Origin of the sequence: Methylobacterium frigidaeris (assembly GCF_022179185.1) — a bacterium.
GTDB classification, from domain to species: domain Bacteria; phylum Pseudomonadota; class Alphaproteobacteria; order Rhizobiales; family Beijerinckiaceae; genus Methylobacterium; species Methylobacterium frigidaeris.
The window spans coordinates 137,811-149,660 of sequence record NZ_BPQJ01000002.1; the positions used below are offsets into that span (position 1 = coordinate 137,811).

Consider the following 11,850-nt stretch of genomic DNA (forward strand, 5'->3'; position numbering starts at 1 on the left):
GCAGCGTTTATGATCTGACATGCGGTCGTCCCGACCCGTGCCGCCCCCCTCGATAAGCCGGAGCCCCGCCGGATGGCCATTCCCAGCACCCTGACGGCGAATCTCGAGCCCGTGCAGCAGGAATACCGCGTCGCGCCGCACAACATCGACGCGGAGCAGGCGCTGCTCGGCGCGATCCTGGTCAACAACGACGCGTTCTACCGGGTGTCGGACTTCCTGCTGCCCGAGCACTTCATGGAGGAGGTGCACCGGCGGATCTACGAGGTGTCGATCAGCCTGATCAAGGCCGGCAAGCTCGCGAGCCCGATCACCCTCAAGACCTATTTGGGCGACGCGGATCTCGGCGGCCTCACCGTCGGCCAGTACCTCGCCCGGCTCGCCGCCGAGGCGACCACGGTCATCAATTCCGAGCATTACGGCCGCACGATCTACGACCTCGCTTTGCGCCGGCGGCTCATCACCATCGGCGAGGACCTGGTCAACGGCGCCTACGAGGCCCCGGTCGAGACCTCGCCGCGCGACCAGATCGAGTCGACCGAGCGCCGGCTCTACGAACTCGCCGAGACCGGCAAGTACGACGGCGGCTTCCAGAAATTCTCCGACGCCCTGACGGCGGCGGTCGACATGGCGGCCAAGGCCTACCAGCGCGAGGGGCGGCTGTCGGGCATCGCCACCGGCCTGTCCGACCTCGACGCCAAGATGGGCGGCCTGCAGGCCTCGGACCTGATCATCCTGGCCGGCCGGCCCGGCATGGGCAAGACCTCGCTCGCCACCAACATCGCGTTCAACATCGCCAAGGCCTATGTCGGCGAGAAGCAGCCCGACGGCACCATCGCGACCAAGAACGGCGGCATCGTCGGCTTCTTCTCGCTCGAGATGTCGGCCGAGCAGCTCGCCACCCGCATCATCGCCGAGCAGTCGGGCGTCGCCTCCTACAAGATCCGCCGCGGCGACATCCGGCCGGAGGAGTTCTACAAGATTACCGACGCCGCCCGGGACATGCAGACGATCCCGTTCTACATCGACCAGACCGGCGGCATCTCGATCGCCCAGCTCGCCGCCCGGGCGCGGCGGCTCAAGCGCCAGCGCGGCCTCGATCTCCTCGTCGTCGACTACCTCCAGCTCCTCTCCGGCGCCTCGAAGAAGGGCGACAACCGGGTGCAGGAGATGACCGAGATCACCACCGGCATGAAGGCGCTGGCCAAGGAGCTGGCGGTACCGATCATCGCCCTGTCGCAGCTCTCGCGCCAGGTCGAGGCCCGCGACGACAAGCGGCCGCAGCTCTCGGACCTGCGCGAATCGGGCTCGATCGAGCAGGACGCCGACGTAGTGATGTTCGTCTTCCGCGAGGAATACTACGTCAAGAACAAGAAGCCGCGCGAGGGCACGGAGGAGTTCTTCACCTGGGAGGCCGAGATGAACCGCGTCTATGGCAAGGCCGAGGTGATCCTGGGCAAGCAGCGCCACGGCCCCACCGGCACGGTCGAGCTGCAGTTCGACGCCGAGATCACCCGGTTCTCGAACCTCGCCCAGGGCGACCGGCTGCCGGATACCCACTGACGCCCTGTCGACGCAGGAACCGAGATGAAGCCCTCGATCGTCATCCCGGGGGCCCGGCACACCCGGGATGACACCGTGAGGTTCGGGTGGGAGCGTCTGACTTTCGGTCAGGCCGCCCCTCGCTGCGGCCTTGGCGCTACCCCTCGTCAGAGGGTAGACCGGGCGCCAGGAGCGAGATCATGACCGAGCCCACCCCGATCGGCCACGGCGGCCGCCTCATCATCGACCTCGCGGCCCTGCGGGCGAACTGGCGGATCCTCGCCCGGGCGGCGGAATGCCCCGAGACCGCCGCGGTCATCAAGGCCGACGCCTACGGGTGCGGGATCGCCCGGGCCGCCCCGGCCCTGTGGGCCGAGGGCTGCCGCACCTTCTTCGTCGCCCATCTGTCGGAGGCGCTGACCGCCCGGGAGGCCGTGCCGGAAGCGGCGATCTACGTGCTCAATGGGTTTCCGCCGGGTCGCGCGCCGGCCTACCGCGGTGCGGGCTTACGCCCTGTGCTCGGCTCGCGCGAAGAAATCGCCGAGTGGGCGGCGGCGAACCGCGCTGAGGGCGTGACGCGCCCGGCGGCGCTCCACGTCGATACCGGCATGAACCGCCTCGGCCTGTCGGTGCCGGAGGGACTGGCGCTCGCCGGCGACCCGGTCGTGGCCGAGGCTGGCATCGACCTGCTGATGAGCCATCTCGTCAGCGCCGAGGTCGCGCACGATCCCCTGACCGACCATCAGGCCGCCGAGTTCGCGCGGGTGCGCGCCGCCTATCCGGGACTCCGCGCCTCCCTCGCCAATTCCTCGGGCGATTTCCTGCCCTCCTGCCGCGCCGACCTCGCGCGGCCGGGCTACGCCCTCTACGGCGGCAATCCACGGCCCGGCCGCGACAACCCGATGCGCCCGGTGGTGCGGCTCGAAGCCGGCATCCTCCAGATCCGCGAGGTCGCAGCCGGCGAGACCGCCGGCTACAACGCGCGCTGGACCGCGCCGGGGCGGCGGCGCCTCGCCACCCTGTCGATCGGTTACGCCGACGGCTATCCGCGTTCCTCGACCGGCCGCGGCGAGGCTGTGGTCGGTGGCGTGCGCTGCCCCTTCGCCGGCAACGTCTCGATGGACCTCATCATCCTCGACGTCACCGAGGCGCCGGACGAGGCCCTGGTCCGGGGGGCGCCCGCGACCCTCATCGGCGACGGGCTCGACCTCGACGCGGTGGGGCGCAACGCCGGCACGATCGGCTACGAGATCCTGACCAATCTCGGCCGGCGCTACGAGCGGGTGTATCGGGACTGAGAGCTTCGAAAACCCGGTACGGAGCCGGCGCAGCGCACATCTCCCACACCTTTCGAAAAGACGGTTTTGCTCTCGCGCGGTTGGCGCTAGGCTCCGGCCCGGCAAGGCCGGGGCGCGAGACCCCGGCGACGGGAGGAACCGCAGATGGACTTCACCCTCTCCGAGCGGCAGCGCCACTGGCGCGACCGGGTCCGGGCCTTCATGGACGAGCATGTCCGCCCGGCGGTGCCGACCTACAAGGCAGAGATGGAGGCCTTCGGACCTGAGCGCTGGCAGCCGGTGCCGGTGATCGAGCGCCTGAAGCCCAAGGCCCGCGAGGCAGGCCTGTGGAACCTCTTCCTGCCCCCCTCGCCTCAGCACGACGACGGCGATTTTCGCGGCGCGGGGCTGACCAACCTCGACTACGCGCTCTGCGCCGAGGAGATGGGCCGGATCCAGTGGGCCTCCGAGGTATTCAACTGCTCGGCCCCCGATACCGGCAACATGGAGGTGCTGCACCGCTACGGCACCAGGGCCCAGAAGGAGCGCTGGCTCACGCCCCTGATGGCGGGGGAGATCCGCTCGGCCTTCCTGATGACCGAGCCGGACGTGGCCTCGTCCGATGCCACCAACATCGAGACCCGGATCCGCCGCGACGGCGACCATTACGTCATCACTGGCCGCAAGTGGTGGTCCTCGGGCGTCGGCGACCCGCGTTGCGCCGTCGCGATCGTGATGGGCAAGACCGACACCAGTGCCCCCCTGCACCAGCAGCAGTCGCAGATCCTCGTTCCCCTCGACACCCCTGGGGTCGAGGTGGTGCGGATGCTGCCGGTCTTCGGCTACGACGACGCGCCGCACGGCCACGCCGAGGTGATCCTGCACGACGTGCGGGTGCCGGCCGAGAACCTGCTCCTCGGCGAGGGCCGCGGCTTCGAGATCGCGCAGGGGCGCCTCGGGCCGGGGCGCATCCACCATTGCATGCGCACCATCGGGGTGGCCGAGGAAGCGCTGGAGAAGATGGCCAAGCGCCTGCTCGGCCGCGTCGCTTTCGGCAAGCGCATCGCCGACCACTCGGTCTGGGAGCAGCGCATCGGCGAGGCGCGGATCGACATCGAGATGACGCGGCTCCTCTGCCTCAAGGCGGCCGACATGATGGACAAGGTCGGCAACAAGGGCGCCAAGCTTGAGATCGCGATGATCAAGGTCGCCGCCCCGCGCATGGCGCTCAAGATCATCGACGATGCGATCCAGGCCCATGGCGGCGCCGGCGTCAGCAGCGATGCCGGCCTCGCCTATGCATACGCCCGCATCCGGACCCTGCGCCTCGCCGACGGGCCGGACGAGGTCCATAACCGCTCGATCGCCCGGCTCGAGCTGGCGCAGTACGGGAACCGCGAGCGGCCGAAGGCCTGACCGGGCGAAAGGAAGATCACCCGCACGGAGAGCCCGATCGGGAGAACGGGTTTTCCGCGCGGGCAGCAAAAAAGCACGACGATGCTTTTGACGAGGCGGAATACGCTCCGGATACTCAGGGTCAACCGCACCGCCCGCCCGGGCGGTACCGGCTCTTCTTGCGAGAAGACGAGCGAGGACCCGCCATGACACAGCAGACCCCTGAGCCGATCCGCTTCGCCTACTGGGTGCCGAACGTCTCCGGCGGCCTCGTCATCAGCAAGATCCCGCAGCGCACATCCTGGGACGCCGACTACAACCGGGAGCTGGCGCGGATCGCCGAGCGGGCGGGCTTCGACTACGCCCTGACCCAGATCCGCTTCACCGCCGGCTACGGCGCCGAGTACCAGCACGAATCGGTCGCCTTCAGCCACGCGCTGCTCGCCGCGACCGACCGCCTGACGGTCATCGCCGCGATCCTGCCCGGTCCATGGAACCCGACGCTAGCGGCGAAGCAGGTGGCGACGATCTCGCAGCTCACCGGCGGGCGCATCGCCGTCAACATCGTCAGCGGCTGGTTCTCGGGCGAGTTCCGGGCGATCGGCGAACCCTGGCTCGACCATGACGAGCGCTACCGCCGCTCGGAGGAGTTCATTCGCAGTCTCCGCGGGATCTGGACCCAGGACGCCTTCACCTTCCGGGGCGATTTCTACCGCTACACGAGCTACACCCTGAAGCCGAAGCCGGCCGCGCCCCTGCCCGAGATCTTCCAGGGCGGCTCGTCGCGGGCGGCGCGGGACATGGCGGCCCGGGTCTCCGACTGGTACTTCACCAACGGCAACACCCCGGAGAATCTCCGCGTCCAGGTCGACGATATCCGCCACAAGGCTCACGCCGAGGGGCGGAGCGTGAAGATCGGCGTCAACGCCTTCGTGATCGCCCGCGACACCGAGGAGGAGGCCCGGGCGGTGCTGCAGGACATCATCGACCAAGCCGACCCGGAGGCGGTGCGCGCCTTCGGCCACGAGGTGAAGAATGCCGGCGCCGCCTCGCCGGAGCGCGAGGGCAACTGGGCGAAGTCCAGCTTCGAGGATCTGGTGCAGTATAATGACGGCTTCCGCTCGAACCTGATCGGCACGCCCGACCAGATCGCCGAGCGCATCCTGGCGCTCAAGGATGCGGGCGCGGATCTCGCGCTCCTCGGCTTCCTGCACTTCCAGGAGGAGGTGGCGTATTTCGGCGAGCAGGTGATCCCGCGGGTGCGGACGTTGGAAGCGGCGCGGGCCGAGCGGAGGGCGGCGGCCTGACGGTGCGGCCTCCCCGCCCTATCCTGATGGGGCTATTTCCAGGGGAGGCATCCATGACCGAGGCGAGCGCGGGACCGATTCACGCCTTCCTGGCCGGCGACGGTCGCGACGGGCGTGGGCGCAGCCTCGCCGAGGTGCTGGCCTTCGACGACGCGCACATCGAGCGCGTGCACGACTTCATCCAGTGGCTGTTTCCACTCGCGGAGCCGAGCCGGGCGGTACCGGGAGCGCCGGTGCTCGGAGCGGCGGAGGCCACAGCGATTCGGGCCGATCCGGCGGCGCGAGCCGGGCTCCTGGCCGCCCGCGACCGGATGCTGCGCTTCTATTCCGGGACCGACGGGTGGCTCACGGCCTTCGACCACAACCACCTGCGGATCACCCGCATCCTCACCTCCCTGCGCGACCTCGTCGGATTGGAGGAGGCCGAGGCCTTCCACGAGGCCGTTCTCCGCCTCAACGACAGGGCAGGCTCCCCCGTGAATCCGGGGAGCCTGGATTACTGGCGGAGGACAGTTGCCTAATCATCTTCCTACTGATGATTGGAATTTGCACACCCTGCGGATGATCGGGAAACCCTCGACGTCGCGAATCTCTCGCAGGGGAACATCGAGGCACCGGACCCGTTAACCGGTGGTCGTTTGTGCAGTGCACCAAAGAGGTCGAGTCACGATGTCCAGACGTGTAGCCGACGTGATCGTCGCAACCCTCGCGGCCGCCGGCGCGAAGCGTTGCTACGGCATCCCCGGGGATACGCTCAACTACGTCACCGACGCGATCCGTCGCAGCGACCTGCGCTGGGTTCATGTCCGCCACGAAGAGGCTGGCGCCTTGGCTGCCGGAGCGGATGCCCTGCTGACCGGCGAGCTGGCTCTGTGCGCGGGATCCTGCGGGCCGGGCAGCCTGCATTTCATCAACGGCGTTTGGGAGTCGAACCGCAATCGGGCGCCCGTCGTCTTGATTGCCAGCCAGATCACGCGAGACGAACTGGGCTTCGACTTCCCGCAGGAGGTCGATTTCAAGGCGGTCTACGCCAAGGGGACGGTCTTCTGCGAGGAGATCCGGACCCCGGCGCAGGCCAGGCGGATGACCGCGATGGCGGCGCAGGCGGCCCTCGCGCACAAGGGGGTCGCCGTCCTGATCGTGCCGATCGACGTGTCCAAGGCCGAGGCACCGGAGGAGCCCGACTTCGCGGTCCACCGCGCCCGCCCCGTGATCCGTCCGTCCGACGCCGAGCTTCAGGCGGTCGCCGACGCGCTCAACCGGGGCAGGAAAATCGCCATTTACGGCGGATCAGGATGCGAGGGCGCACGAGAGGCGATCGTCTCGCTCGCCGAGCGCCTGAAGGCGCCGGTCGCACGGACCAGCCGCGCCAAGGACTTCCTGGAATACGCCAACCCGTACGACGTCGGCATGACGGGCGTGTTCGGGACGGCCGGCGGCTATCACACGCTGATGGAGTGCGACACGCTCCTCCTTCTAGGGTGCGACTTCGCCTGGCGGCAATTCTACCCGAGCAAGGCGACGATCCTTCAGATCGACATCGACGCCACGCATCTCGGCCGGCGCCACCCGGTCGACATCGCGGCCGTCGGCAACATCGCGGATACGGTCAAGGCGCTGATCCCGCTCGTCGAGCCGCGCGAGGACAGCGCTTTCCTCGACGCCGCGCTACGTCACGCCCGCAAGGCCGAGGCGGCGCTCGACGCGCGCGCCACGCCTGGCCACCAGGGCCTCGTCCACCCGCAATACCTGACCGAGCTGATCGCCCGCCACGCCGCGCCCGACGCCGTCTACACCGCCGACGGCGGCTCGCCGATGGTCTGGTGCCTGCGCCACATTCCGGCGACCGGGGCGAACCGCACGGTGGTGAGCCTCTCGCACGGCACGATGGCCAATGCCATGCCGCAGGCGCTCGGGGCACAGGCGGCCTATCCCGACCGTCAGGTCATCTCCATGTCCGGCGACGGCGGCCTGACGATGCTGCTGGGCGACCTTCTGACCGCCGTGCAGGAGAAGCTGCCGATCAAGGTCGTGGTCTTCAACAACGGCACGCTCGGCTTCGTCGAGATCGAGCAGAAGGTCGAGGGCCTGCTCGACACCTTTACCGATCTCCACAACCCGGACTTCGCCAAGCTCGCGGAGGCGGCCGGCTGGTGGGGTCAGCGCGTCGATCACCCGGACACCCTGGAGGATACCGTCAAGGCGTGGCTCGCGGCTCCCGGCCCGGCCCTCCTCGATGTCGTGACGGTGCGCGACGAACTGGTGATGCCACCCAAGATCGAGCCTGGGCAGGTCTTCGGCATGGCGCTCTACTCCGCGAAAGGCCTTCTGGCCGGTCAGGAGCGCGCCAAGAGCGTGGTCGAGATGCTCAAGGACGCTGTCATCGCCTGAGGGCTGCGACGCGCGTGTGGGGACGGTGGGCCGATGGAGACCCGCCTTGTTCGACTTGTTCGATTTGGCGGGTCCGGCACTCGATGGAGAGATGCGCCGGCATCGGCTTATACCCTCGCGCCTTCGCATCGACGCGAAGGCGACCGGCGCATCAGCGCCGGCGCCCATTCGGGCTTGCCTGGCACCGTCGAACGCGTCCGTTCGAAGGCGCGGCGGTATTACGCGTGCGTCCAGCCAATGCCGGAGGCGGTGGCCCAACCTCGGCTCCCGGCTGCCGTTTCCTGATCAGAGTATCACGAAGCGGCAGCCCCGAATCGGTAACGCAAGCAGCCCGACAGGACCGCCGCTCGGGCGATCCCGACGATGCGTCGATGGGCGCCGCGCAGGGGCGTCCGGTCATCGTCGGCCGCAGATCAGATGTGGATCGCGCGGCCGCAGGTACCTAGAAGAAGGCCTGCAGTCCGGTCTGCGCCCGGCCGAGGATCAGGGCGTGCACGTCGTGGGTGCCCTCGTAGGTGTTCACCGTCTCGAGGTTCTGGGCGTGGCGCATCACGTGGTACTCGCCCATGATGCCGTTGCCGCCGTGCATGTCGCGCGCCTCGCGGGCGATCGCCAGCGCCTTGCCGCAATTGTTGCGCTTGACCAGCGAGATCATCTCGGGCGCCATCCGGCCCTCGTCGAACAGCCGGCCGACCCGCAACGAGCCCTGGAGACCCAGCGCGATCTCGGTCTGCATGTCGGCGAGCTTCTTCTGCACCAGCTGCGTCTGGGCGAGCGGCCGGTTGAACTGCTTGCGGTCGAGCGTGTATTGCCGCGCCCGGTGCCAGCAATCCTCGGCCGCGCCCAGCGCCCCCCAGGAGATGCCGTAGCGCGCCCGGTTCAGGCACCCGAACGGCCCCTTCAGCCCCGAGACGTTGGGCAGCAGCGCGCTCTCCGGCACCTCGACGCCGTCCATCACGATCTCACCGGTGACCGAGGCGCGCAGGGACAGCTTGCCCTTGATCTTCGGCGCCGAGAGCCCCTTCATCCCCTTCTCCAGGACGAAGCCGCGGATCTGGTTGTCGTGGGCCGGGGACTTGGCCCACACCACGAACACGTCGGCGATCGGGGCGTTCGAGATCCAGGTCTTGGCGCCGGACAGCCGGTAGCCGCCGTCGATCTTGTCGGCCCGGGTCTTCATGCCGGCCGGATCGGAGCCGGCATCCGGCTCGGTCAGGCCGAAGCAGCCGACGAACTCGCCCGAGGCGAGCTTCGGCAGGTACTTTTTGCGCTGGTTCTCGTCGCCATAGGCGTAGATCGGGTACATCACGAGCGAGGATTGCACGCTCATCATCGAGCGGTAGCCCGAATCGACCCGCTCGACCTCGCGGGCGACGAGGCCGTAGGCGACGTAGCTCGCGCCGGCGCAGCCATACTCCTCCGGCAGGGTGACACCGAGGAGGCCCAGTTCGCCCATGGCGTTGAAGAGCGAGCGGTCGGTCTTCTCCTCGGCATAGGCCTCGACGATGCCGGGCAGCAGGCGCTCCTGGGCGAAGCTGCGGGCGGAGTCGCGGATCAGGCGCTCATCGTCGGTGAGCTGGTCGTCGAGCAGGAACGGGTCGTCCCACCGGAACGCGCCGCGGGTCCCCTCATGGGGCTTCACCGGGCTGAGGTTGGTCTGGGTCGCGACCGCGGCGGACGGGGCGTTCATCTCGTCTCCTCCTTGCATTTCGGGCGGGACGTTACCCCGGGTGCGCCGAGTTCGCCAGGATGCGAAACCGCATTCCGCACGCTCCAGCCATGCAGGCGGCCCGGGGGCCGCGGCACGGGACAGGATTACTTGACCTGCTGCTTGTCGAGCTTGCGGGCCAGCGTCCGGCGATGCATCCCGAGCCGCCGGGCGGTCTCCGAGATGTTGAAGTCGGTCTCGACCAGGGTCTGGTGGATGCGCTCCCATTCGAGCGTCTTGATCGAGGTCGGCCGGCCGTCGAGGGTGACGTCGACGTCGCCTTCCGCCTTGGAGAAGGCCGCCTCGATGTCATCGGTATTGGCGGGCTTGGCGAGGTAGTGGCAGGCGCCGAGCTTGATCGCCTCGACCGCCGTGGCGATGCTGGCATAGCCCGTCAGCACCACCGTGAGGATGCCGGGATCGTGGTCGTGCAGGGCCTTGACGCAAGCGAGGCCCGACTCCCCGTTGAGCTTCAGGTCGACCACGGCGTAGGTCGGGGTGCGCTCGGCGAGCAGGGCCTCGAGTGGTGCGAGCCCGGCCAGGCTCACCACCGTGTAGCCGCGCCGCTCGAACGAGCGCGTCAGGGTGGCGGCGAAGCGGTCGTCATCCTCGACGATGACGAGCAGGCGGTCCTCGTCGGGCATCTCACACCGTCAGGCTCGAGAGCGGCAGGCTGATGGTCACGACGGCGCCTCCATAGCTGCGGTTGCGGGCCTCCACCGTGCCGCCGAGCTTGCGCACGACGTTGACGACCAGGAACAGCCCGAGCCCGCCGCCGAGGCGGCCCTTGCTCGATGTATAGGGCTGGCCGAGCCGCGCCAGCATCTCTGGCGCGAAACCCGGGCCGCGATCGGTGACGGAGAGCCGCAGGGTGTCGCCGTCGCGCAAGAGCACCAGCTCGACGTAGTTCGGCGATAGGTCCAGCGCGTTGTCGAGGACGTTGAACAGCACCTGCTTGAGGGCGGTGTCGGAGACGATCTCCTCGTCCTCGCCGAACTCGTCGCGGACCTGGAGGCAGAAGCAGGAGCGCATCCGCCGCCAGTCGCCGACGAGCTCGGTCACGAAACTGCGCACGGTGGTGAGGTGGGGCGCCTCCCCACGGGCGGCGCCAGCGGCGAGCAGGATGCCGGTGACGATCGCCTTGCAGCGCCCCACCGCCTCCTGCATCTCCTCGATCTCGCGGGCGATGTCGGGGGAGGACGTCAGTTCCGGCATCCGGCGCCAGTCGCCGAGGATCACCGAGAGCGAGGAGAGCGGCGTGCCGAGCTCGTGCGCCGCGCCTGAGGCCAGCAGCCCCATCCGGACGATGTGGTCCTCCTCCGCCGCGCGCTGGCGCAGGTCGGCGAGGCGGGCATCCTGCCGGCGCAGGTTGCGCGAGATCCGGGTGACGAACACCGCGATGAGCGCCGCGTCGATCACGAAACTCACCAGCATGCCGACGAGGTAGAGCCGGAACAGCTCGTCGCTGTCGCCCGGCGGCAGCACCAGCGGGCGGTAGGCCAGCATCAGCACGCCGAGCGCCGCGGTGGTGATGGCGACGAGGCCGATCGTCGCCCGGCTGCTCAGCAGCACCGCCGCCAGGGTGAGCTGGAGCAGGAACAGCGAGGTGAACGGGTTGGTGGCGCCGCCGCTCAGGGAGAGCTGCAGCGTGAGCGCCACGACGTCGAGGAGGAGTGCGACGAACAGCACGCCCTCGGTGACGCCACCGCCGCGGGCGATCCAGCCCAGGCTGACGAGATTGAGGAGGACGAGCCCGGCCAGTACCACCGCCATGGGCCCGAGCGGCAGCGCGATGCCGAGGCCCGCTTGCGCCACCGCGATGGTGACGACCTGGCCCGCCACCGCGATCCAGCGCAACTGCACCAGGAGCAGAAGGTTCTGGCGGCCGCCATCATGATCCTCGGGCGTGCCGGACTCGCCGAGGCCCGCCAGGGAGCCGATGCCGAGGTGGCGCGCGGCGGTGACGAGGATGGCTCGCAGATCAGATCCGTCGATCACGGGAGTGCGACCAGCGCGCGCCCGAACCCTCCCCCCTCTGCGGGGGAGGGTGCCCCGCGGAGGGGGGAGGGAGGGGGGAACCACGCTTCCGGAAAAGACTGAGTCGTTCTGGAGGGCGCCACCTGGACTAGCGTCGCGCTGCCCCTCTTCCGGCCTGCTCCGCAGGCCACCCTCCCCCGCAGAGGGGGGAGGGTTCTCGCGCGTTCGTCCTGTCTCGAACTCATCACCCTGAAGA

9 protein-coding genes are annotated in these 11,850 nt (G+C 69.1%); 6 read left to right on the forward strand and 3 right to left on the reverse strand.

Annotated features, from left to right (window positions below; genetic code table 11):
• The first annotated feature begins 72 nt into the window (after positions 1–72).
• From MFF64_RS02560 to MFF64_RS02585, 6 genes are all read left to right on the forward strand, one after another.
• Positions 73–1,560, forward strand: a complete 1,488-nt coding sequence (locus MFF64_RS02560; protein WP_099901743.1) for a replicative DNA helicase — start codon at positions 73–75, stop codon at positions 1,558–1,560.
• Between the two features lie 179 nt (positions 1,561–1,739).
• A complete protein-coding gene (alr, locus tag MFF64_RS02565; protein WP_099903361.1) occupies positions 1,740–2,837 on the forward strand; it encodes an alanine racemase in 1,098 nt (365 codons plus the stop codon).
• A gap of 144 nt (positions 2,838–2,981) precedes the next feature.
• The gene (locus tag MFF64_RS02570) at positions 2,982–4,232 is read left to right on the forward strand and encodes an acyl-CoA dehydrogenase family protein (RefSeq protein ID WP_099903363.1); all 1,251 of its coding nucleotides are present in this window, start codon (positions 2,982–2,984) and stop codon (positions 4,230–4,232) included.
• Between the two features lie 185 nt (positions 4,233–4,417).
• The gene (sfnG, locus tag MFF64_RS02575; RefSeq protein WP_238189436.1) at positions 4,418–5,518 is read left to right on the forward strand and encodes a dimethylsulfone monooxygenase SfnG; all 1,101 of its coding nucleotides are present in this window, start codon (positions 4,418–4,420) and stop codon (positions 5,516–5,518) included.
• Between the two features lie 53 nt (positions 5,519–5,571).
• Entirely contained in the window at positions 5,572–6,039 is a 468-nt protein-coding gene (locus MFF64_RS02580; protein WP_099902308.1) for an opioid growth factor receptor-related protein, read from the forward strand.
• Between the two features lie 148 nt (positions 6,040–6,187).
• Positions 6,188–7,909, forward strand: coding sequence for a thiamine pyrophosphate-dependent enzyme (locus tag MFF64_RS02585; RefSeq protein ID WP_238189439.1), 1,722 nt, complete (start codon positions 6,188–6,190; stop codon positions 7,907–7,909).
• A 442-nt stretch (positions 7,910–8,351) separates the two neighbouring features.
• Here the strand turns inward: MFF64_RS02585 and MFF64_RS02590 are convergent, their stop codons facing one another.
• From MFF64_RS02590 to MFF64_RS02600, 3 genes are all read right to left on the reverse strand, one after another.
• Positions 8,352–9,599: an acyl-CoA dehydrogenase gene (locus MFF64_RS02590; protein ID WP_238189441.1), complete on the reverse strand. Its 1,248-nt coding sequence runs from the start codon at positions 9,597–9,599 to the stop codon at positions 8,352–8,354.
• Positions 9,600–9,724: 125 nt separating this feature from the next.
• Positions 9,725–10,261 carry a response regulator transcription factor gene (locus MFF64_RS02595; protein WP_238189443.1) on the reverse strand — a complete coding sequence of 179 codons (537 nt, stop codon included), beginning with the start codon at positions 10,259–10,261 and terminating at the stop codon, positions 9,725–9,727.
• A gap of 1 nt (position 10,262) precedes the next feature.
• Complete coding sequence (locus tag MFF64_RS02600) at positions 10,263–11,558, reverse strand: ATP-binding protein (RefSeq protein WP_238189602.1); 1,296 nt, start codon at positions 11,556–11,558, stop codon at positions 10,263–10,265.
• Positions 11,559–11,850 lie beyond the last annotated feature (292 nt).

Bases quoted from the DNA above. Each gene is read 5' to 3' on its own strand.
- MFF64_RS02590 (WP_238189441.1), bottom strand. From the start codon at position 9,599: ATGAACGCCCCGTCCGCCGCGGTCGCGACCCAGACCAACCTCAGCCCG.
- MFF64_RS02570 (WP_099903363.1), top strand. From the start codon at position 2,982: ATGGACTTCACCCTCTCCGAGCGGCAGCGCCACTGGCGCGACCGGGTC.
- sfnG (WP_238189436.1), top strand. From the start codon at position 4,418: ATGACACAGCAGACCCCTGAGCCGATCCGCTTCGCCTACTGGGTGCCG.
- MFF64_RS02585 (WP_238189439.1), top strand. From the start codon at position 6,188: ATGTCCAGACGTGTAGCCGACGTGATCGTCGCAACCCTCGCGGCCGCC.
- MFF64_RS02560 (WP_099901743.1), top strand. From the start codon at position 73: ATGGCCATTCCCAGCACCCTGACGGCGAATCTCGAGCCCGTGCAGCAG.
- MFF64_RS02595 (WP_238189443.1), bottom strand. From the start codon at position 10,261: ATGCCCGACGAGGACCGCCTGCTCGTCATCGTCGAGGATGACGACCGC.
- MFF64_RS02580 (WP_099902308.1), top strand. From the start codon at position 5,572: ATGACCGAGGCGAGCGCGGGACCGATTCACGCCTTCCTGGCCGGCGAC.
- alr (WP_099903361.1), top strand. From the start codon at position 1,740: ATGACCGAGCCCACCCCGATCGGCCACGGCGGCCGCCTCATCATCGAC.